The following is a 21,190-nucleotide window of genomic DNA, read 5'->3' as shown; positions in this document are numbered from 1 at the left end:
CACAGACTCCGTACGTACGTTCGAACCTGCGACCTGCACAGCTTGACTCCCGATCTGCGAGGCGTAGAGTTCGAACAGTTGTTCGAACACATCGGACTGGCATCGAGTCGTAACGTGCTGCTCCCGCAGATCGGGGACGGAGGTGGATCATGAGCATGCCTCTGCAGGTGGCGGCCGCCGAAACGGACGACGACCACCACGACCACGACCACGACCACGGCGACCGCCTGGCCCGGGCCCGCGCCGCCTTGGGTGCGGCCGAACGCAGCGCGGCCCGCTGGGGCGGACGGATCGACCGCACCGCCCTGCGGGGTCGCTCCCTGCACCCGGGAGCGTCCGGTCCCGACCCTGAGAGCATCTCCGATCCCGACCCCGGGACCACCGCCGAGCTCGAGGACGGCCTGGGCACCCGACTCCCGGTGCCGGGACCGCTGTCGGGGCTGTTCCCCCGCGGCAGCCTGCGCGCGGGCAGCTCCGTCGCGATCGAGGGTGCCGCGAGCACCTCCGTGCTGCTGTCCCTCGCCGTCGCCGCGGCGGGGGAGGACTCCTGGTGCGCCGTCGCCGGCATGCCCGATCTCGGTCTGCGCTCCGCCCTCGACGCCGGACTGGACCCCTGCCGCCTCGCCCTCGCCCCGACGCACGGGGAGCAGCGCCCCCAGGTGCTCTCCGCCCTGGCCGACGGGGTCGGGGTGCTCGTGCTCGGCCCTGATCTCGACCTCACCCCCGCGCTGTGGCGCAGTCTGCTGAGCCGGGCCCGCACCGCCGACACCCTGGTCCTCGCGGCCGCTCCACCCGGGCGCGCCGACATCGCCCTGCGCTCCACCACCCACGCCTGGACCGGGCTCGGCGCGGGCTCGGGGCGGCTGCGCCGGCGCCGTCTCGCGGTCACCTCCACCGGTCGCGGGATCGCCGGGCACCGGGAGGTCGAGGTGCTGCTGCCGCAGGCGAGCGGGCTGATCGCGCAGGCCCCGCAGGGACGCTCGGATCCCGCAGAGACCGCCGCCCCGACCGGCATCCGCCTCCTGGATCCGGCGCCGAGGGCCGGATGATGAACACCGCCTCCCGCACGAAGCCCCCCACCGACGCCTGCACCACCACCGACGCCCGCACCGCCACCACGCCCGCCGCCACCCGCACGGTCGCCGTCACCGTCCCGGACTGGCCGCTGGTGGCCGCGCTGGATCGCCACCAGCGCCGCACGGCCGACGAGCCCCCCGACAGCGCGACCCCCCGCAGCGAGATCCCTGGCGGCGCCCCGTCGGCCGACCCACCCGCTGACCCGCCCGCCGACCCGGTCGTCGACCCGGCCCGTGACCCCGTGCTCCTGCTCGACCAGCACCGCGTCACCCATGCGAGCGCCGCTGCCCAGGGGACCGGGGCGCTGCCGGGCATGACCCGCCGCGCCGCCCGTGCCGCCTGCCCCGAGGCGCTGGTGCTGGAGGCCGACAGGGAGCACGAGTCGGCCCTGTTCGAGCTGGTCGCCGCCGCGGTGGACACGATCGCGGCGGGGGTGGACGTGCTGCGCCCCGGGGTGCTGCTGATGTCGGCCCGCGGACCGGCTCGCCACCAGGGCGGGGAGGAGGTGCTGGCCGAGCGGGTCCTCGATGCCGTCGCCGAGCTCACCGGCTGGGACTGCGCCGTGGGGATCGCCGACGGTCCCTTCGCGGCGCTGCTGGCCTCCCCGCCCGGGCGGATCGTGCGCGAGGGCCGCAGCGCCGACTATCTCGCCCCGCACCCGATCGCCACCCTGCGCAGCGCGCCCGTCGGCCCCGGCTGGGGGCATCGCGGCCAGCCCTCGGCGACCCGTCCCGAGCGCCGGCTGGACCTCACCGAGACGGTCGACCTGCTGCAGCGGCTCGGCATCACCACCCTGGGGGAGCTCGCGGCCCTGCCGTCGGCCGCGGTCGCCGACCGCTTCGGCCCCGACGTCGCGACCCTGCATCTGCTGGCCCGCGGCGAGGAGCCCGCCCCGCCCGCGACGCACCATCCCACCCAGCCGATCCTCGCCGAGACCACGCTGGAGACCCCGCTGGTGCGCACCGACCAAGCGGCCTTCATCGCCCGCCCGCTGGCCGAGGAGCTGCACGCGATGCTCCTCGACCGCGGACTGGTGTGCACCCGGCTGCGGATCGTGGCCCGCACCGAGGGCGGCGAGGAGATGGAGCGCACCTGGCGGCACGACGGGGCGCTGAGCGTCGCCGACGTCGTGGACCGCATCCGCTGGCAGTGCGACGGCTGGATCACCCGCTCGCGGCTCGCCGGCCCCGCGACCGGCGCGATCACCCGGATCGGTCTGCACCCGCTGCAGCTCGCCCCGGCGGGGGAGGGCGCCCCGGCCCTGTGGGGCAGCGCCGGGGAGGCCGCCGTGCGGGCCTCGCGCGCCTTCGCCCGAGCGCAGGGCCTGGCGGGGGAGGACGCCGTCCAGGTCCCCGCCCTCGTCGGCGGGCGTCTGCTGGCCGATGAGGTGCAGCTCGTGCCCTGGCGCGGTGAGAAGCCCACCCGACGGGACGGCCCCTGGCCGGGCTCCCTGCCGCGCCCCGTGCCCGCCACGGTGTTCCGCGAGCTGCCGCCGGTGGTGCTCGAGGATGCCGCCGGCCGCCCCGTCGTGGTCACCGCCCGCGGGCTGCTCAGCGCCTCACCGGCTCGCCTGCTGGTCACCGCCCCCGGCGCCCCGGTCCTGCAGCGCCTCGGGCTGCGGGCCGGGTCCGCGCATCCGGTGCTCGCCCACGGCGCCCCCGCCGTGATCGACGAGCGCTGGTGGACGCCGCACGGCGCCCGCTCCGCGAGGCTGCAGCTGGTGGTGCGCTCGGCGCGCGAGGAGGAGACCGCCGTGCTGGCGCTGTCGCGCAGGGGGAGCTGGATGCTGGAGGGGCTCTATGACTAGCTGGAGGGGCTCTATGACTAGGAGGAGCATCTGATGGCCGGCTGGTTCCTGGGTCCGCCCGCATGGAAGGACATCGAGGCGATCCTCTCGGATCGTCCCGCCGAGCTGGTCTCCCCGCCGATCGTCGTCGAGCACACCGGGAAGACCGCTGACGACGCGTACCGTCCCGCCCGCACCGTCGAGTACGCCGAGCTGCACGCCCACTCGCACTTCAGCTTCCTCGACGGCGCCTCGAGCCCCGAGGACATGGCAGAGCAGGCCGCCCGGCTGGGGCTGGGGGCGATCACCCTGGTCGACCACGACGGCCTTCCCGGGGCGGTGCGCTTCGCCCGCGCCGCGGGGGAGCAGGGCATCGCCACCGTGTTCGGCGCCGAGCTCACCCTGGGGCTGGAGCCCGGGGCCGGCAGTGCGAGCGGCACCCCCGTGACCTCCGCGCCGCGGACCGGCGTCCCCGATCCGGCCGGGGAGCACCTGCTGGTGCTGGTGCGTGATGAGACCGGGTACCGGCAGCTGTCGTCCACGATCGCCCGCGCCCACCTCGACAGCGGGGAGAAGGCCGCTCCCCGCTACCGGCTCGCCGAGCTGACCCGTCTGGCCCGCACCGGGCACTGGCAGATCCTCACCGGCTGCCGCAAGGGGTCCGTCACCCGCGCCGTCGCCCCGCACCTGGCCGCCGGGGACCTCGACGCCGCCGCCCACGCCGCGGCGAGCGCCATCGCCCGCTTGCTGGACCTGTTCGGGACGGGGAACGTGGCCGTCGAGCTGGTCGCCGGCGGCGGGGGAGAGGCCGACGAGCTGCACGACGCCCTCGCCCAGGGCGCGCGCCTGGTCCGCGAGGACCACGGGCTCGACGCGGTCTCCCTGCCGCTGGTGGCGACGACGAACGCGCACTACGCACGACCGGCCGACAAGCGCCTCGCCGACACCCATGCCGCCCTGCGCGCCGGGGTGCCGCTGGCAGAGGCCGATCCGTACCTGTCCTCCCGTCCGGCGCATCTGCGCAGCGGGGAGGAGATGGCCCAGCTGCTGCCGCGCTATCCCGGCGCGATCGCCCAGGCGGCGCGGCTGGGCCGGGACTGCGCGGTGGATCTGCGCCTGCTGGCCCCGGACCTGCCGCCGTTCCCGGTGCCCGCCGGGCACGACGAGGCGAGCTGGCTGATCGAGCTGGTGGAGATCGAGGGCCGGGAGCGCTACGGGCCCCGCCCCACCGCGGGCCGCCCCGAGCGCATCCCCGGGGCATGGGCGCAGATCGACCACGAGCTGCAGGTCATCACCGATCTGCACTTCCCCGGCTACTTCCTCATCGTCCACGAGATCGTCGACTTCTGCGCCGGGGCGGGGATCCTCGCCCAGGGCCGGGGATCCGCGGCGAACAGCGCCGTCTGCTACGCGCTGGGCATCACGGCGGTGGAGCCCGTCGGCCACCAGCTGCTGTTCGAGCGCTTCCTGGCCCCGGAGCGGGACGGGCCGCCGGACATCGACATCGACATCGCCTCGGACCGCCGCGAGGAGGTGATCCAGCACGTCTACGACCGCTATGGCCGGGAGAACGCCGCGCAGGTCGCCAACGTCATCACCTACCGGGCGAAGCTCGCGGTCCGGGACGCCGCCCGGGCGCTGGGCTACGACACCGGCGCGCAGGACGCGTTCTCGAAGCGGATCGAGCGCTCCTTCAGCTCCCTGGCCGACGCCGACGTCCCCGACGACGTCGTCGCCCTCGCGAAGCAGCTGCGCGACGCCCCGCGCCACCTGGGCATCCACTCCGGGGGCATGGTGCTCGCGGACCGGCCGGTGATCGAGGTGTGTCCTGTGCAGTGGGCGGCGATGGCGGACCGGTCCGTGCTGCAGTGGGACAAGGACGACTGCGCCGACGCGGGCCTGGTGAAGTTCGATCTGCTGGGGCTGGGGATGCTCACCGCGCTGGACCACGCGCTGCGGATCATCGCCGAGCACCACGGCCAGCACTTCGAGCTGCGCACCCTGCCGCAGGAGGACCCGGCCGTCTACGACATGCTGTGCGCCGGGGACAGCATCGGCGTGTTCCAGGTGGAGTCCCGCGCCCAGATCTCCACCCTGCCGCGCCTCAGGCCCCGCGAGTTCTACGACCTGGTGGTGGAGGTGGCGCTGATCCGGCCCGGACCGATCCAGGGCGGGTCCGTCCACCCCTACATCCGGCGCCGCGCCGGCGAGGAGGAGGTCACCTTCCTCCATCCGCTGCTGGAGAAGTCCCTGGGCCGCACCCTGGGGATCCCGCTGTTCCAGGAGCAGCTGATGCAGATGGTGGTCGACGTCGCCGACTTCAGCCCCGCTCAGGCCGACCAGCTGCGCCGGGCGATGGGATCCAAGCGTTCCACCCAGAAGATGCTCGAGCTCTCCGATGCGCTGTTCGCCGGGATGGCCCGCCACGGCATCACCGGCGAGGACGCCGAGGCGGTCCACCGCAAGCTGCTGGCCTTCGCCAACTACGGTTTCCCCGAGTCCCACGCCTACTCCTTCGCGTACCTGGTGTACGCGAGCTCGTACCTGAAGTGCCACTACCCGGCCGCGTTCACCGCGGCGCTGCTGCGCTCCCAGCCGATGGGCTTCTACTCCCCGCAGTCGCTGGTCGCGGATGCTCGCCGGCACGGCGTGCTCACCCGCGGCCCCGACGTGCTGATCAGCCGCGCCCGCAGCGATCTGGAGACCGACGCGGAGCACGCCGGCTACCGGATCGGGGAGGAGCCCCGCGAGCAGGTCCGGGGCGAGGCGGCCGCGCGGGGCCCCGCGATCCGACTGGGCCTGGACCAGGTGCGCACGATCAGCACCGAGACCGCCGAGCAGGTCGTCGCCGAGCGGGAGCGGGGCGGCCCCTTCACCTCGGTCCCGGACCTGGCCCGACGGGTGCGGCTGACCGCCCGGCAGCTCGAGGCCCTGGCCACGGCCGGGGCGCTCGATGCGCTCGCGAGCTCCCGTCGGCAGGCGCTGTGGGCCGCGGGCGCCGCCGCCCAGGAGTCGCCGGAGACCCTGCCGCATCTCGCGGTCGGGGCCCAGGCGCCGATGCTGCCGGGGATGAGCGAGGCGGAGCTGGCCACCGCGGACTCCTGGGCCACCGGCATCACCCTGGATGATCATCCGATGGTCCTGGTGCGCGAGGAGCTCACGGCCGACGGGGTGCTCTCGATCGCCGGCACCCGCGAGGCCGAGGACTCCACCCGGATCCGGGTGGGCGGCGTGATCACGCATCGGCAGCGACCCGCCACCGCCGGGAACGTCACCTTCCTCAGCCTCGAGGACGAGACCGGGATCCTCAACGTGGTGTGCTCGCAGGGGTTCTGGGTGCGCCACCGGGCGCTGCTGCGCACCGCCCGGGCGATCGTGCTGCGCGGGATCGTGGAGAACCGCAGCGGGGCGGTGAACCTCGTGGCCGACGACGTGGCGCCCCTGGACCTGGCCGCCGCCGGCCGGTCCCGGGACTTCCAGTGAGCAGGGACGCCCCGTGCGTCAGGCCGTCGCGGCCGCCGTCCCCATCGGCACCCGGTCGGAGCGGTCCGCGCGGCGCGCCGTGCGCGAGGCGGCGAAGGTCACCACCAGGGAGACCGCGGCCCAGGCCAGGATCGACAGCAGCGTGCCCGAGGTCGAGACCAGGGAGCCGCCGAGGGCCGCGTGCACGAGTCCCTGGGTGACGATCGGCAGCGGCAGCAGCGCACTGACCGACTGCAGCAGCGGGGGAGCGGTCGCCAGCGGCACGATGCCCACCAGCGTCACCACCTGCAGCACCATCACCACGATCGAGACGATCCTGCCGATCCGGTCGCCCAGCAGCGTCATCAGCGCCTGGTGCAGGGCCGCGAACATGCCGGCCCCTGCCAGGGCCACCACCCCCACCGTCACCGGGGACACGGGGGAGATGCCGACGGCGGTGAGCACCGCCAGCACCGCGATGGTCTGCACCACCGCGACGAGCAGAGCTGGCGCCAGCGAGCGCAGCACCACCCGGCCCATCGGCACCGCCCGGTCCAGCAGGCGTCGGGACAGGGCAGGCAGCAGCAGGAAGCTGGCGAAGGCCCCGAGCCACAGCGCGAGGGCGGTGACGAAGGGGAAGGTCGCGGTGGTCGCGCCGTCGGCCTCGTTCTGGCGGTCCACGTCGGTGGTCACCGGGTTCGCGGCCATCTCGCTCATGCGGTCCCGCTCGGACTCGGTGTAGCTGGGAACGCCCTCGGCGCCCTCGCGCAGTCCGGAGGCGAGATCATCGCTGCCGCCCGCGAGCTCCTCGGTGCCATCGGCGAGCTCCTCGGTGCCGTCGGCGAGCTCGCCGCTGCCCGCGGCCAGCTCCTCGCTGCCGGAGGCCAGCTGGTCGGATCCATGGCCCAGCTCGGTCGCGCCGTCGGCCAGCTGGGTGCTGCCGTCGGCGAGGGTTCCTGCCCCGTCGGCGGAGGAACGGGTGCCCGCGGCGAGGTCGTCGAGACCGGTGGCGAGGTCCCCGGCGCCGTCGGCGCTGGCCCGGGTGCCCTCGGCGAGCTGGTCCGCGCCCTCGGCGAGGTCGTCGACGCCGTCGGAGTACTGCTGCAGTCCGTCGCGCAGTCCGGTGACACCGGTGACCAGGTCCTCGGAGCCGTCGGCACTGGCCCGCGCGCCGGTGGCGAGCTGCTCGGCCGAGGCGGTCAGGCCGGGATTCTGCTCGGTGCCGTCCCCGGCGAAGGCGGTCTCGAGCCCCTGGGCGTAGGTGAGCATGCCCTGGGTGCCCTGGACCAGGCCGGGCTGCTGGTCGGTGCCGTTGATCCCGTCGGCAAGGTCCTGGACCTGCGCGCCGAGGGGCAGCAGCTGCGAGGAGCCGTCCGCGACGCCCTGGGTGCCGGCGACCAGGCCCGGGTTCTCCGCGGTGCCGTCACCGTTCAGGCCGGTCTCGACCCCCTGCGCGTAGGAGAGCATCCCTTCCGCCTGCGCCTGCAGAGCCAGAGCGTTCGGGTCCTCGGGGTTCTCCTCGAGGAGCGCATCGGCGCTGGCCTGCATCTGCTCGGCCAGCGCGACCATCCCGGGGTCCTGGTCGGTGCCGTCGCCCGCGATTCCTGCGGACAGCTCGGCGGCGCCGTCGGCGACCTGCTGCGAGGCCTCGGGCAGACCGGGTTCGGTCTCGGTGCCCTGGATGCCGTCGGCCAGCTGCTGTGCGCCCTCGCCGAGCTCGGCGGTGCCGTCGGCCACGCCCTCGGCGGTGGTCACCAGGCCCGGATTCTCGGCGGTGCCGTCGCCGGTCACGGCGGTGCCGGCCGCGGAGACGCCGTCGGCGTACTGCTCGAGACCGGTGGCGAGCTGGTCCGCTCCCGCGGCCAGCCCCGGGTTCTGCTCTGTGCCGTCGCCCTCGACGCCGGCGGCGAGCTGGTTCGCGCCGTCGAGCAGTCCCGGCTCGGAGTCGGTGCCGCTCATGCCGGTCTGCAGGCCGTGCACCCCGGTGGCGAGGTCCTCGGCGCCGGTGGCGAGATCGTCCAGTCCGGTGGCGAGGTCGTCGCCGCCGCCCGCGGCCCCGGAGGCACCGGTGGCGAGGTCGTCGAGGCCGTCGGCGAGCTCCTGGGTGCCCTCGGCGGTCTGACCGGCGCCGTCGGCGAGGCTCCACACCCCGCCGGAGAACTCCTTCGTCCCCTCCGCGGCCTGGGTGGTGCCGTCGGCCAGCTCCGCGGTGCCGTCGGCGAGCTCGTGCGCGCCGTCGTCGAGGTCGGAGGTGCCGTCGGCGAGCTGCTCGGCGCCGTCGGCCGATTCGGAGAACCCGTCCTTGAGATCGTTGAAGCCCAGGTAGAGGCCGTCGAGGTACTGCTGGGCCATCTGCCCGCCCATGGTGGAGGCGGAGGCCTCGGCCACGGCGGAGCCGACCAGCGCGTTGATCTGGCCGCTGGCGTCGTTGGTGGTGACCTCGAGGATCGCCGGGACCGCATCGGTGGTGCCGATGGTCGTCAGCTTCGCGGAGAAGTCTTCCGGGACCACGACCACCGCGGAGTAGGTGCCGTCCTTCAGGCCCTGTTCGGCATCGTCCTGGGAGGTCAGCTGCCAGTCGAAGCCGGTGGTCTCCGGGGCGTCCTGTCCTTCCACGGTGCCGGGCTGGGTGAGGGAGCCGGACAGGAGCCGGCCGAAGGGCACCGTCTGGGTCTCGCCGTCGGCGTCGGTGACCTCCGCGCCCTCGTCGAGGTTCACCACGGCGGCGGGCACGGTGTCGAGCCGGTCGACGCGGCCGCTGAGGGCCCACAGTCCCAGCCCCGCCACCAGCAGCGGCAGCAGCAGGACCACGAGCAGGGTGCGCGGATGCTTCAGGCGGGTCATACGTGGGCTCCTTCGGGGGCGGAGGCGGTGGAGCGCTGGACGGCGAGCGCGAGCAGGGACCGGGGGTCGCGCAGCGCGCCCTGGAGATGGCGCTCGGCCTCGGTGGCTCCGGCCGCGCGGGAGCCCACCACGAGGGTGGCCCCTGCCGCGAGCAAGGCGTCGAGGCGCTCGATCAGGGTGTCGTCGGTGGTGGTGGCGCCGTGGACGAGGTCCTCGAGCCGCTCGATCACGATCATGGCGCGGTCCAGGTGCCGTTCGGGGATCTCGCGCAGTCGGGCGGGGACGTCGGCCCCGGCCGGCAGCCAGTGCGCACGGCCCTGGATGGCCGCGAGGTCGTCCGGGGCGAGGCGGTCGTAGACGGCGAGCAGCCCGGAGTCGGGCTCGAGGCGGCCGCCGGCCAGGGCCAGGAGGGCGGCGCGGGCGGCGTCGTCGGCCGAGCGCACCACCAGCAGGGTGCCCGGGCGGACGGCGCCGGTCAGCGGGCCGATCCGGCCCGAGTCCCCGACCAGCGGGGCGGTCAGATCCTGCATCCGCAGGGCGTGGGCGCCGTGCTCCTCGCTCCAGCGGCGATGCTCGAGCACGGCATGCAGGCCCTCGCCCTCCACGTCGACCTTGGGCAGGATCCGATCCAGCCATCCCGGCAGCCACCAGGCGTGCTTCCCGAGCAGGGCGAGCACGGCGGGCACCAGGGTCATGCGCACCAGGAAGGCGTCGACCAGCACGCCCACGGCCAGTCCCACCGCGATGGGCTGCAGCATGAACCAGCCGGAGGTGACGAAGCCCGCGAACACGGAGACCATGATCAGCGCGGCGGCGATGACCACGGGCGCGCTCGCGGTGAAGCCCTTCTCGATGGAGGCGCGGGCATCACCGGTGTGGGTGAACTCCTCGCGCATCCGCGAGACCAGGAAGACCTCGTAGTCCATGGCGAGTCCGAACAGCACGCCCATCACCATGATCGGCATGAACGCCACGACCGGGCCGTTGACGGTGACGAACAGCGGTTCGTTCAGCCAGCCGTACTCGAACACCATCGAGGTGACGCCGAAGGCGGCGGCCACGGACAGCAGGTAGCCCAGCGAGGCCTTGATCGGCACCCAGATCGAGCGGAACACCATGGCCAGCAGGATGAGGGAGAGGCCGACGACGAAGATCGCGAACGGCACCAGCGCATTCGTGAGCTTGTCGGTGACGTCGATGCCGACGGCGGTCGCGCCGGTGACGGTGACGTCGGAGATCGAATACTCCTCCTCCCAGCCGTCGGCATGATCGCGCAGCTCGTGGACGAGATCCTTGGTGGACTGGTCCGTGGGGCCGCCGTCGGGGATCACCGCCACGACGGCCAGGTCGGCGCCGCGGTTGGGGGTGGCGAGCTGGATCTCCTTGACGTCGTCCATCGCGGAGATGTCGGATTCGAGGTCCTCGACCACGCCGAGCGGGTCGGTGGTGTTGATGATGTCGGCGGTGACCAGGAGGGGACCGTTGTAGCCGGGGCCGAACTCCTCGGCCACCAGGTCGTAGGTGTCGCGGGCCGGGGTGCCGGGCTGCTCCGTGCCGAGGTCCGGCAGGGCCAGCTCCAGATCCTTGATCGGGATCGCCAGGGCGCCGACGCCGATGACGACCAGCAGGATGGTCACGGCCGGCACCCTCGTGACCAGGCGGGCCCAGCCGGTGCCGAAGGGCCGACGAACTCGCCGGTCGGGGTCCTCGGCGGGCAGCATCCCATCGTTCTCGGCCATCAGGCGGCGGATCTTCCGCGGGCGCAGACGCTCTCCGAGCAGGCCCATGATCGCGGGCAGCATCGTCAGCGCGACCACCACCGACAGGGCTACGGTCGCGGCGGCGGCGACACCCATGATGGTCAGGAACGGGATCCCGGTGACGAAAAGGCCGACGAGGGCGATGATCACGGTCAGTCCCGCGAAGATGACCGCGCTGCCGGAGGTCGCCAGGGCCCGACCGATGGACTCGCGGACATCCTCGCCCGCGGTCAGCTGGTCCCGGTGCCGCGAGAGGATGAACAGGGCGTAGTCGATCCCGACGGCGAGTCCGAGCATGGCACCCAGCGCGGTGGTGACCGAGGGGATCTCGACCCCGGCGGCCAGCGCCATCACGGCCAGCATGGACACGCCCACGCCGACGATCGCCGTGACGATCGGGATGACGGCCGGGACGAAGGAACGGAACACGATCGCGAGGATCAGCAGGGCGATGACGATGCCGACGATCTCGCCGGCTCCGAAGGGCACCTCGGAGCTCTGGAGGACCTGACCACCGATGTTCGCATCCAGGCTCGGGGTGTCGGCGGCGTCGACCAGGCTCTTCAGCTCGTCGACGGACTCCTCGGGGTAGGCGCCCTGCTGCCCGTCCATCTGGAACTGGGCGATGATCGCGGTGTCGTCGTCGGTGCGGGTGCCGGGGGAGACGTCGCCGAAGGGGGAGGGGGCCGCGGCGACCCCGTCGACGTCCGCGATGTCGTCCATGAGGTCGTCGATCTCGTCCTGGTGCTCGTCGACGGTCGAGCCGTCCTGGGTCACCAGCACGACCTGCCCGGAGGTGCCGCCCATCTCGGGGAAGCGGTCGGCGAGCTGGTCGATGCCGCGCTGGGCCTCGGTGCCGGGGATCTCGATGGCGGAGGAGAACGTGCCGCCGAGGCCGACGGCGAGGCCGCCCATCCCGATCAGGAGGACCATCCACACCGCGATGATCTTCCAGCGCAGGGTGGCCATGAGCAGGCCGAGTCGGTACAGGGACGAGGACACAGGACCTCCAGGACGATGCACTCCTGCATCCACGACATCTACGTATTCGATACGGGAGTGTATCGGTGACATACTGAGGAGTCACGCGGGGTCGACGTCTCGAGGTCGAGGAGTTCTGAGACCTTGCCCACCCCTGAGCCACTCTCGAGGAGCCATGACCGAACTGTTCGACCCGCTGCCCGACTCCGCGGACACCCGACGCAAGCAGAACACCCGCACCAAGCTGGTGCGGGCCTCGCTCGACGTCTTCGTCGAGAAGGGCATCGACGGGGCGACCGTGGACGATCTGGTCCGCGCCGCGGGCTTCACGCGGGGCGCCTTCTACTCGAACTTCTCCACCAAGGAGGAGGTCTTCGCCGCGCTGTTCGCCTCGGTCACGGAGGAGATGATCGAGATCGCGGACACCTCGGTCGCGACGGCGATGGAAGCCGCCCACGACCAGGGCGGGGAGCTGACCACCCTCTCCGCCGTCGACGACGCGAACCTCATGGTCGCCGTGTTCGAGGGGATCCGCCCCTTCGGACGCCAGTGGTACCTGCTCTACTCCGACGCCATCGCCCGCTCCCTGCGCGACGAGGCGATGCGCGCCGAGCTCGCGGTGCAGCGGGAGCGGCTGCGAGACGAGATCGGCAAGCTGCTCTCCGCGCGGATGGCGGAGAAAGGTGATCACCCTCTGCTGCCGCCCGAGGATCTCGCCCAGCTGCTGGTCGGTGTGTTCGTCGATCTCATGGTGCGCGAGCAGATGGACGGCCGCGACATCACCGAACTCGCCGCGACCACGATCCTGGGCACCCTGCGCGCCTTCGTGGAGCCTCGCGAGAGCTGACATGCCCTGATCAGAGACGGGCCCGGAGAGGATCCGGACGGGAATCCGTCCGTTTCGCCCCGACACGCCGCAGATCTGGGGGTTGCCAGGGGAGTGTCCGGCGTGCATACGGTGTACCCGGTGTGGCGTCCGTCGCACCGTGCTTCCCCCTTCCCCAGGAGACGCTCATGCCTCCCTATCGCCCCCGACATCTCACTCCTCCTCCCTCCTCCGAACCGGTCACCGGCACCTCACGACGCTCGCTGCTGCGCGGCGGCGTGCTGGGCGCCGCAGCGGTCGGCACCGGCGCCGCAGCCCTCGCCGCTCCGGCCGCGTACGCCGCGGGCTTCTACGGCCAGGACGTCTCGGGCTGGCAGGGCCAGGTCAACTGGGCCGACCAGGTCTCGCTCGGCTCCCGCTTCGCCTACGTCAAGGCCACCGAGGGCCGCACCTACCGCAGTCCTGACTTCAATCAGCAGTACATCGGGGCCGGCGATGCGGGTCTCGCCCGCGGCGGCTACCACTTCGCCCGCCCCGATTCCGGTGGACCCGAGGAGCAGGTCGAGTTCTTCCTGGACAACGGCGGAGGCTGGACCTCCGACGGCATCACCCTGCCCGGCATGGTCGATTTCGAGGCCTACTCCGGCCTGCCCCGGGACTACGGTCTCAGCCAGCAGGAGATGCGTGATTGGATCTACGGCTTCTCCAGCGCCTATCTCGCCGAGATCGGCCGTCGGCCCGTCATCTACACGGGCGTGAACTGGTGGAACGACGTGGTGGGGGACTGGGCCCCGGTGAACTCGCCGCTGTTCGTGGCCTCCTACCGCGACGATCCGCCCTCGACGCTGCCGGGCCGCTGGTGGGCCTGGGAGCTGTGGCAGTACTCGGCCTCCGGCCCGTTCGCCGGCGACTCCGTGAAGTGGCACGGCAGCGAGAGCGAGTTCGAGGCCTTCATCACCGATCCCGACTACCACGCGCGAGGCATCTGAGCCGCCTGCGCCGCCGCGCACCTCCGCGCGCACAAGCGGGACGGGCCCCTCCGCCGACGAGGGACCCGTCCCGCTGTGTACCCTGCCCCGGTGAACACACACCGCAGCACCGCATCTCCCGCCCCTCCCACCCCGTCTGGACGCCCGGCCGGCGCCGTCTACGCCGACCGGGGCTCCTCCCACTTCGACATCCTCCTGGCCGCCATGGTCACCGTGGTCGTCCTCTCCGGCATCGGCGCCGCCAAGGGCGTCAGCTTCGGCACGATCCCCGGCACCGGATTCGAGATCCTCACCGACGGCGGCTTCTTCCTCTTCCCCCTCGCCTACGTCCTCGGCGACATCGTCACCGAGCTGTACGGCCCCCGCGCCGCCCGCCGCGCGATCCTCACCTCCTTCGCCGTGAGCATCCTGGCCTCGATCTGCTACCAGGTGATCATCGCCCTGCCACCCTTCCCCGACGAGTACGGCCAGGCCAAGCAGGCCGCCCTCGAGCTGGCCCTGGGCCCCGTCTGGATCGTGGTGCTCGCCGGGCTGGCCGGGTTCCTCGCCGGGCAGTCCCTGAACTCGCTGGTGGTCAGCCGCATGAAGCGGCGCATGGGGGAGCGGGGCCTGATCGGGCGCCTGTTCACCTCCAGCGGGCTCGGCGAACTCGTGGACACGATCATCTTCTGCTCCATCGCCGCCACCGCGATCGGCATCACGACGCTCGAGCAATGGGCGGAGTACACGATCCTCGGCTTCGTCTACAAGGTCGTGGTGCAGTACGCGATGATCCCGGTGACCTCCGCCGTCATCCGGTGGTTGAAGCGCACCGATCCGACCTATCAGGAGCGGCTCGCGCAGCACGTCGCGGCGTCGGACGCCTGAAGCCGCCCGGACGCCCCGGACGTCCCGCGCACGATCCGTCCCAGATGCGGGAAAGCCCTTCCGTGAACGCTCACGACCTCCTTAGGATGTCCTGATCGAAACCGGCGCACTCCCTGACCGGCCCGGCTCGATCCGTTCCTTCCGAGAGGACCCCCGTGGCTCACGCCGCCCCCGATCCGCGTCGCGAGCGAGCTCGCGACGAACCCCCGACGACCACGACCGGCGCGATCCCCACCATCACGGGCGCGATCCCGGTGATGGAGGACCTCGCCGATCACGATCTCGCGCACCTGCCCGACGAGGAGGAGCTGAGCCGCACCCGCGGGAAGGTCACCATCGTGGTGATCGTCGTGCTCACGACGCTCAGCGCCATCGGCCCGCTGGCCACCGACATGTACATCCCCGCCTTCCCCGAGGTGGCCGGCGAACTCGGCACCACGGCCTCGCGGATGCAGCTGACCATCACCGCATTCTTCCTGGGCACCGCGAGCGGCCAGGTCGTCGCCGGGCCGCTGTCGGACCGGATGGGCCGACGGACCCCGCTGCTGATCGGGATCGTGCTGTGCCTGCTGGCCTCGATCGGTTGTGCGCTCGCCCCGTCGGTCGAGATCCTGCTGGTGCTGCGCGTGCTCCAGGGGATCGGCGGAGGCTTCGGCATGGTGCTGGGTCGCGCGGTGCTGATCGACATGACCGACGGCCCGGAGCTGTTCCGACTCATGAACATCATGCAGGGCGTCGGCGGCGTCGCCCCGATCGTCGCCCCGCTGATGGGCGGCATCATCCTGATCGTCGGCCAGTGGCGGGAGATCTTCCTGGTGATCGCGGCCATGTCGCTGATCTCGCTGATCGGGGTGCTGGTGCGGATCCCCGAGTCCCTGCCGCCGTCGCGGCGTCACAGCGGGGGATTCCGCACCTTCCTGCGCAATGTCCGAACCCTGCTGCATCGGCGCACGTTCGTGGCATACATGCTGGTCAACGCATTCTCCGCCTTCGCGCTGATGGCGTATGTCTCGGCCTCGTCCTTCGTGGTCCAGGAGATGCTCGGGTTCACCTCCAGCGAGTACTCGGTGAGCTTCGCGATCAACTCGATGGGCATGATGTCGATGTCCCTGCTCTCGGCCCGGCTGACCCGGTCGATCCATCCGCGAAAGCTGATCCGGGTGGGGCTGGTCGTGGTGTCCCTCGCGAGCTTCTCGCTGCTGATCGGAAGCCTGTTCCTGGATACCCCGGCGTGGATCGTGCTGCCGGCGTTCTTCTTCACCGTCGCGCCCCAAGGACTGATCTTCGGCAACGGCGGTGCGCTGGCCTCGGACCAGGCCCGGGAGATCGCCGGGACGGGCTCGGCGATGCTCGGTCTCGGGTTCTCCTTCGCCGCCTCGGTGGCGGCGCCGCTGGTGGGGATCGCCGGGACGCATTCCTCGCTGCCGATGGCGATCGCGATGGTGTGCGGCGTGCTGATCTCCGGGACGTTCTTCGTCCTGGCGGGCCGGGGGAGCGGCACCCCGAATCCGCACACCGGGGCGGTCTGAACGGGGTCAGCGCTATCGTGACGCGATGATCCTGCCCGAAGTGCGCGACCCGCGCCTGGTGACGATCCGCCGCGGCGGCACCCTGCGCGATGAGGACCACCAGCTGCTGGCCCTCTGGGCGGCCGACTGCGCCGAGCACGTTCTCGATCTGTTCGAGGCCGAGCGCCCGGAGGACCCGCGTCCGCGCGAGGCGATCGCGGCGGCCCGTGCATGGGCCGGGGGAGAGCTGCCGATGATGCGGGCCCGTGCTGCTGGCGGGCACGCGATGGGCGCCGCCCGGCCGCTGCGCGGAGCTCCGAGGTTCGCCGCCTATGCCGCCGGACAGTCCGCGTGCGTCGGACACGTCGCCGAGCACGATCTGGGCGCCGCCGCCTATGCGCTCAAGGCGGTGCGCGGCGCGCGCGGAGACGACGCGGCGCTGCGGGCCGAGCGGGACTGGCAGCACTCCCAGGTGCCCGCGACGATTCGCGAGCTGGTGCTCGAGGACCAGCTGCGGCGCGATGCGATCTGCTGGTCGGTCTTCACGGCCTGAGCTGCTCACGAGGACCTGCGACACGAGGGCGATGCGGTTCGCGGGGTCGTCACCCGCGACGCGCCTCGAGCCTTGTCACGATGTCCGACGCGTCGTCGGCAGCGAAGCGGATCTCGGACACCCAGTGCACACGGGCGCGCCGGCTCGCGCTGAGGACGACAGGGTGCGGTGACTCCAGCCCGACGGCGACGGAACATCCGTTCATCGTGGCCAGGCGCGCGACGCCGTGTTCGACCCCGGGCGAGGTGACCGAGCCATCCAGCACCGGGACGACATAGCTGATCTGCTCGTACAGGATGTCCGCGACGACATGCGCGCCGTTGTGGAGGACGAGCGAGGCGGACGCCGCGTGGTGCGGGTGATCCCACCGGGACGCGATCACGCCGAGCATCAGCAGCACCCCGTAGACGCTGATCACCGTCAGAGCGGCAGAGAACTCGGGCCAGGGGAGCACGAGATGCAGAGCCACGACCTCGACGAGTGTGAGGAGGGTGAAGGCCAGCGGGATGGCCAGTGTTCCTTCCCGTGCAGGGATCGGCTCGGAGTCGGCCGGGACCCGGGGTGGGCGACGCAGTGCAACCCGAGCGAGCGAGAACAGGAGATCGATTTCTGTCCGGACGACGCGGCGTACACGCTCCGGCGTGATGGCCCGTGCGATGTCCCGCCAGCCAACGAGGACGAGCACACCTCGGCGGTGCAGGAGCATGCTGATGACCAGGACGCCGATCCACACGAGATCCAGCTCGAACATACCCAGGACGACAGCGACGTCCTGACGCCCGACGGCAGCGAAGCTGACGCCCGAGGCGGCGAGCCCGATCATGCATGCGAGAAGAACACGCACGCCATGAGCTCCGAGCGTCGTCGTCGATGTCATGTGCGCACCGTAGCGAAGCTCAACGGGATGGGCGAGAGCGCACGATCAGTGACGTCGCACGACACGCGAACGATCAGCCGCCCGTTCCACCGAAACGGTTCGTCGACGGACCGGATGAGTGGAACGGGCCAGCGTGTCGGTCCGGGCACGTCGGAGCCAGCTCGTCGCGCCGAAAGCGGCCAACGGGGCGCCGACACTCCCCTCACCGCACCGCCGATAATGTACGTTATGTAAAGTGGAGTGGTGGGAAGCGGAGGACACGGGCGCGACTGCTCCCCTCGTCCCCCTCGTCCACTTCCGCCGGCCACGCCCGCGGTCTGCTCTCCACGACATGGCCTCGCCGACGAGCACGACCCCATCCATCCGCTTCAGCGCCGTGACGATCGCAGCCCCGGACCCCAGAGCGCTCGTCGCGTTCTATGCCGCGATCACCGGCGGCGAGGTGATCCACATCCCCGGCAACGACTGGGCCGGTATGCAGTGCGCCGGCGCACCGATAGCGTTCAGGACGCGACGAGGCGACGAGGCTCAGTACGCCGCGAGCACTCCCCGCCCGTCGGTCCATGCGCCGACCAGCCGCACCGTGCCGTCGAGATCGCCGACGGTGCGGGCGATGGTGAACGGCTCGCCGTCCAGCAGCTCGTCGTCGGTCGGCAGGCTCTCGCCCTCGTCGACCTCGAGACTCAGCGTCACCGACTGCGGGCGGGTCTCCACCCACTGGCCGTCGGTTCCGTAGATCTCCAGCGGCGCCTGCTCCTGCTCGCCGCACAGCGCACGGCGGAAGCATTCCAGCGCCACCTCGTCACCGAGACCGTCGTAGACGTAGCGCTCCCCCAGCACCGAATGCTGCAGCAGGCCGATCAGCGCGTCCTCGGCGCCGTCGACCAGCTGCGCGCGATAGGCCAGCGGCAGGTGGTAGATCGTCTCGCCCACGCGCACCAGGTGGCATTCGATGCCGACCTCGCCGTCCGGGTCGTCGAAGCGGTAGGCGCCCAGCACCTCGAGCTCCCCCGCTTCACCCCAGGAGCGGGACTCGAGGAAGGTGCGCAGGATCTCGGGCTTGGAGGGGCTGAGCTCGGCCTGATAGATGATCGCCATGGATCCACGGTATCGCGGGGGCCCGACCGGGCCCTGACCCGCCCCGCCGGGTCTGCGATCATCCGGCGGTGCGCCCCGGGGATCGCCCTCAGCTCCTCTAGGCCTCGTCGCCCAGCGCCACCCGCACCGGTCCATCGCCGACCGGCGAGATGCATAGCACGGCGCCCCCGGGGTGCAGGCGATCATCGCGCACGTAGCGCTCGAACAGCGACCTCTCGGCCTCCAGGTCGCCCTCGTCGGCGGTCACCAGCTGTTCGGCGACCTCGTCGAGCACGCCGAGCAGCTCCTCGCCCATCGGCTCATCGGGCGGCGTCATCGCACCCCAGACGTCCCACAGCAGTGTCTCGTCCCCGTAGCGATGGGCGATCTCCCAGAAGATCCCCGACTGCACGAAGTGCTCGCCGCGCAGAGGGGATCCCGGGCCGGTGCCGCAGGTGGAGGGGTCCAGGGTGCCGGCCCGCAGCGCCCGATAGGCCTCTGCCGCCGTGGTGAACCCGGCGCCCGGTCCGGTCTCGAGGTCCGTCGGGTCCGGCAGCGGGCCCGTGCGCGGGTCGAGCCCGGCGTCGAATCGCCGCCAGCGCTCGCCGTCGTGCAGCTCCGCCACCACATGCCCGATGTGCCAGGCCGGCACGAGGTAGTCCGCGAGTCCCACCCGCGAGCGCGCCGGGACGCCGCGGTGCCGGAGGATGGACACCGCCAGCAGCGTGTGGTCCCGGCAGCAGCCCTGCAGCCGGGTGGCGATCCCGCGCTCCGCGGCGAGCGGTCGACCGGGATGGCGCTCCTGGTCCACGGCGAGCATCGCCTCGATCCGGCGCAGGTCCACGTCCCCGCGGCTGCTGGCGGGCAGGCGCTCGGCATCGGCGCGGTAGTGCGCGATCAGATTGCGCACCACCGGGCCGATCACCTCGGGGGTCGGTGCCACCGGGTCCAGCAGCGCCGCGTGCTTCCCCGGCGCGCTGGTGGTGGTGTGGCAGGCCCAGTCCGCGGGGACGGGAGGGATCGACAGCGTGATCGTCATCACACCATGATCGCGCCGCTGCGCCCTGATGTCACCTGCGGACGCGGTCCAGCAGCTCGCTCAGCGCGGTGATGCGTTCGGCGTCCCCGGCCTCCAGCGGGACCCCCGGGGTCTCCAGCAGCACGCCGCGGACACCACCGGCGCGGGCCGCCTCGACGTCCCCGGGGCGGTCGCCGACGGCGAGGCACTCCCCCGGATCCACCTGGTGACGGACCAGCAGGGCCCGGATCATCGCCGGATCGGGCTTGCGCGGATAGCCGTCCGGGGCGCAGATGATGTCGTCGACCTCGAGTCCGAGGGAATCGAGCAGCGCGGTGGCGCTGTCGCGCTCGCGGTGCGTGGACACCAGGTTGAGCCCGCCCCCGTCCCGGACCGCCGCCAGCAGCTCACGGGCGCCCTCCATCACCGGTGGCGGGTGCTCCACCCACTGCTGCTTCGTCCCCTCGTACGCGGCCCGCAGCGTCGCCTCCGCGAGGCCGTGGCGCTGCGCGAGCGTCGAGATCGCCTCGCTGCTGGAGCGGCGCGTGAGCAGGGCGACCTCGTGCAGCAGCGCGTCATCGGGCTCTGGCCGGATCGCCGTGGCCAGGGCGCGGTCGACGTCGGGGTAGGTGCTGACGAGGGTGCCGCCGAGGTCCCAGATCACTGCGTGCATGGGGGCAGTCTGCCAGCTGGATCTCGACCGGCGGGCACCGATTCGCGGACGCCGCGGCCCCGGTGTTCACTGGTGCGGTGCCCCTGCTCGATCAGCTCCTCCAGCTCTCCGCCCTGACGCTGGTGCTCCTGATCGGCGCGGCCTTCCTGGCCGGCTGGGTCGACGCCGTCGTCGGCGGCGGCGGGCTGATCCAGCTGCCGGCGCTGCTGACCGCCCTGCCGGCCGACGCCCCGACCGGTGCCGTGCTGGGCACCAACAAGGTCGCCTCCGCCGCCGGGACGGCGATCGCCTCGTGGACCTACGTCCGCCGGATCACGCCGATCGCCGCCACCGCGGCGCCGCTGGTGGTGTGTGCCCTGGGAGGCAGCGCCGTCGGGGCCGGGCTGGCGTCCTTCATCCCCCGCGACTGGCTCTCGCCGATAGTCCTGCTCGCGCTGCTCGCCGTCGGGGCCTGGACGCTGCTGCGCCCGACGATGGGGCTCGTGCACGCCCCGCGGCACAGCGGGCGCGCCCAGGTGGTGCGCGCCGGGGGCATCGGCGGGGTGATCGGGATCTACGACGGGATGCTGGGCCCGGGCACCGGCAGCTTCTTCATCATCGCGATGGTGGCCGTGCTCGGGTACGGCTTCCTCGAGGCCAGCGTCCACGCGAAGCTCGCCAACCTCACCACCAATCTCGGCTCCCTGCTGGTCTTCGGGGCCCAGGGCGAGGTGTGGTGGCTGCTCGGCGGCCTGATGGCGATCGCCAACGTGCTGGGCGGATTCCTCGGCGCGCGCCTGGCGATCCGGCTCGGCTCCGGCTTCGTCCGCTGGGTCTTCCTCGCGGTCACCGGGGCCCTGGGCGTCCGTCTCGCGATCGATACCGTGACCCCGTTCACGTGAGCTCCGCTCCC

15 protein-coding genes are annotated in these 21,190 nt (G+C 72.4%); 9 read left to right on the top strand and 6 right to left on the bottom strand.

Going from position 1 to position 21,190, the window contains the following annotated elements:
- Window positions 1-149: 149 nt before the first annotated feature.
- The 3 genes from JOF44_RS01775 to JOF44_RS01765 are packed head-to-tail and all read left to right on the top strand — an operon-like array spanning window position 150 to window position 6,346.
- Window positions 150-1,049: a hypothetical protein gene (locus tag JOF44_RS01775; protein WP_245348816.1), complete on the top strand. Its 900-nt coding sequence runs from the start codon at window positions 150-152 to the stop codon at window positions 1,047-1,049.
- A complete protein-coding gene (locus tag JOF44_RS01770) occupies window positions 1,049-2,884 on the top strand; it encodes a DNA polymerase Y family protein (protein WP_281067074.1) in 1,836 nt (611 codons plus the stop codon). Before JOF44_RS01775 ends, JOF44_RS01770 begins: the two co-directional genes overlap by 1 nt.
- Before the next feature lie 33 nt (window positions 2,885-2,917).
- Complete coding sequence (locus JOF44_RS01765; RefSeq protein ID WP_209886596.1) at window positions 2,918-6,346, top strand: error-prone DNA polymerase; 3,429 nt, start codon at window positions 2,918-2,920, stop codon at window positions 6,344-6,346.
- 18 nt (window positions 6,347-6,364) lie between these two features.
- On the opposite strand, the gene JOF44_RS01760 is transcribed toward JOF44_RS01765, so the two are convergent.
- On the bottom strand, window positions 6,365-9,169 hold the full coding sequence (locus JOF44_RS01760; protein WP_209886593.1) for a YhgE/Pip domain-containing protein: 2,805 nt from the start codon (window positions 9,167-9,169) through the stop codon (window positions 6,365-6,367).
- Entirely contained in the window at window positions 9,166-11,931 is a 2,766-nt protein-coding gene (locus JOF44_RS01755; protein WP_209886590.1) for an MMPL family transporter, read from the bottom strand. The genes JOF44_RS01760 and JOF44_RS01755 overlap by 4 nt, the downstream gene beginning before the upstream one ends.
- A 154-nt stretch (window positions 11,932-12,085) precedes the next feature.
- Between JOF44_RS01755 and JOF44_RS01750 the strand changes: the two genes are divergently transcribed.
- The 5 genes from JOF44_RS01750 (at window position 12,086) to JOF44_RS01730 (ending at window position 16,653) form a co-directional block, all read left to right on the top strand.
- Window positions 12,086-12,757: a TetR/AcrR family transcriptional regulator gene (locus tag JOF44_RS01750; RefSeq protein WP_209886587.1), complete on the top strand. Its 672-nt coding sequence runs from the start codon at window positions 12,086-12,088 to the stop codon at window positions 12,755-12,757.
- 167 nt (window positions 12,758-12,924) lie between these two features.
- Window positions 12,925-13,725, top strand: coding sequence for a GH25 family lysozyme (locus JOF44_RS01745; protein ID WP_209886584.1), 801 nt, complete (start codon window positions 12,925-12,927; stop codon window positions 13,723-13,725).
- 90 nt (window positions 13,726-13,815) lie between these two features.
- The gene (locus JOF44_RS01740) at window positions 13,816-14,592 is read left to right on the top strand and encodes a queuosine precursor transporter (RefSeq protein ID WP_209886581.1); all 777 of its coding nucleotides are present in this window, start codon (window positions 13,816-13,818) and stop codon (window positions 14,590-14,592) included.
- Between the two features lie 155 nt (window positions 14,593-14,747).
- Complete coding sequence (locus JOF44_RS01735) at window positions 14,748-16,121, top strand: multidrug effflux MFS transporter (RefSeq protein WP_342591635.1); 1,374 nt, start codon at window positions 14,748-14,750, stop codon at window positions 16,119-16,121.
- A gap of 25 nt (window positions 16,122-16,146) precedes the next feature.
- Complete coding sequence (locus JOF44_RS01730) at window positions 16,147-16,653, top strand: putative immunity protein (RefSeq protein ID WP_209886578.1); 507 nt, start codon at window positions 16,147-16,149, stop codon at window positions 16,651-16,653.
- 49 nt (window positions 16,654-16,702) lie between these two features.
- Here JOF44_RS01730 and JOF44_RS01725 read toward each other — a convergent pair whose 3' ends face one another.
- The 4 genes from JOF44_RS01725 to JOF44_RS01710 form a co-directional block, all read right to left on the bottom strand.
- On the bottom strand, window positions 16,703-17,530 hold the full coding sequence (locus JOF44_RS01725; RefSeq protein WP_209886574.1) for a hypothetical protein: 828 nt from the start codon (window positions 17,528-17,530) through the stop codon (window positions 16,703-16,705).
- 528 nt (window positions 17,531-18,058) lie between these two features.
- Window positions 18,059-18,628 carry a maltokinase N-terminal cap-like domain-containing protein gene (locus tag JOF44_RS01720; RefSeq protein WP_209886571.1) on the bottom strand — a complete coding sequence of 190 codons (570 nt, stop codon included), beginning with the start codon at window positions 18,626-18,628 and terminating at the stop codon, window positions 18,059-18,061.
- A gap of 97 nt (window positions 18,629-18,725) precedes the next feature.
- Window positions 18,726-19,646: a transglutaminase domain-containing protein gene (locus JOF44_RS01715; RefSeq protein WP_209886568.1), complete on the bottom strand. Its 921-nt coding sequence runs from the start codon at window positions 19,644-19,646 to the stop codon at window positions 18,726-18,728.
- 31 nt (window positions 19,647-19,677) lie between these two features.
- Window positions 19,678-20,298, bottom strand: coding sequence for an HAD family hydrolase (locus JOF44_RS01710; RefSeq protein ID WP_209886565.1), 621 nt, complete (start codon window positions 20,296-20,298; stop codon window positions 19,678-19,680).
- A 77-nt stretch (window positions 20,299-20,375) separates the two neighbouring features.
- On the opposite strand from JOF44_RS01710, the gene JOF44_RS01705 reads away from it, so the two are divergent.
- Window positions 20,376-21,179, top strand: coding sequence for a sulfite exporter TauE/SafE family protein (locus JOF44_RS01705; protein WP_209886562.1), 804 nt, complete (start codon window positions 20,376-20,378; stop codon window positions 21,177-21,179).
- The last annotated feature ends 11 nt before the right edge of the window (window positions 21,180-21,190 follow it).

The sequence above is a fragment of the Brachybacterium fresconis genome, assembly GCF_017876515.1.
In the GTDB taxonomy this organism is placed as follows: domain Bacteria; phylum Actinomycetota; class Actinomycetes; order Actinomycetales; family Dermabacteraceae; genus Brachybacterium; species Brachybacterium fresconis.
Note: the sequence above shows the minus strand (reverse complement) of the source record. Positions and strands in the feature narration are given on the sequence as shown.

Coding starts and splice junctions, on each gene's coding strand:
- JOF44_RS01720 (WP_209886571.1), bottom strand. CDS start 18,628: ATGGCGATCATCTATCAGGCCGAGCTCAGCCCCTCCAAGCCCGAGATC.
- JOF44_RS01715 (WP_209886568.1), bottom strand. CDS start 19,646: ATGACGATCACGCTGTCGATCCCTCCCGTCCCCGCGGACTGGGCCTGC.
- JOF44_RS01730 (WP_209886578.1), top strand. CDS start 16,147: ATGATCCTGCCCGAAGTGCGCGACCCGCGCCTGGTGACGATCCGCCGC.
- JOF44_RS01760 (WP_209886593.1), bottom strand. CDS start 9,169: ATGACCCGCCTGAAGCATCCGCGCACCCTGCTCGTGGTCCTGCTGCTG.
- JOF44_RS01775 (WP_245348816.1), top strand. CDS start 150: ATGAGCATGCCTCTGCAGGTGGCGGCCGCCGAAACGGACGACGACCAC.
- JOF44_RS01710 (WP_209886565.1), bottom strand. CDS start 20,298: ATGCACGCAGTGATCTGGGACCTCGGCGGCACCCTCGTCAGCACCTAC.
- JOF44_RS01750 (WP_209886587.1), top strand. CDS start 12,086: ATGACCGAACTGTTCGACCCGCTGCCCGACTCCGCGGACACCCGACGC.
- JOF44_RS01725 (WP_209886574.1), bottom strand. CDS start 17,530: ATGACATCGACGACGACGCTCGGAGCTCATGGCGTGCGTGTTCTTCTC.
- JOF44_RS01770 (WP_281067074.1), top strand. CDS start 1,049: ATGAACACCGCCTCCCGCACGAAGCCCCCCACCGACGCCTGCACCACC.
- JOF44_RS01745 (WP_209886584.1), top strand. CDS start 12,925: ATGCCTCCCTATCGCCCCCGACATCTCACTCCTCCTCCCTCCTCCGAA.
- JOF44_RS01765 (WP_209886596.1), top strand. CDS start 2,918: ATGGCCGGCTGGTTCCTGGGTCCGCCCGCATGGAAGGACATCGAGGCG.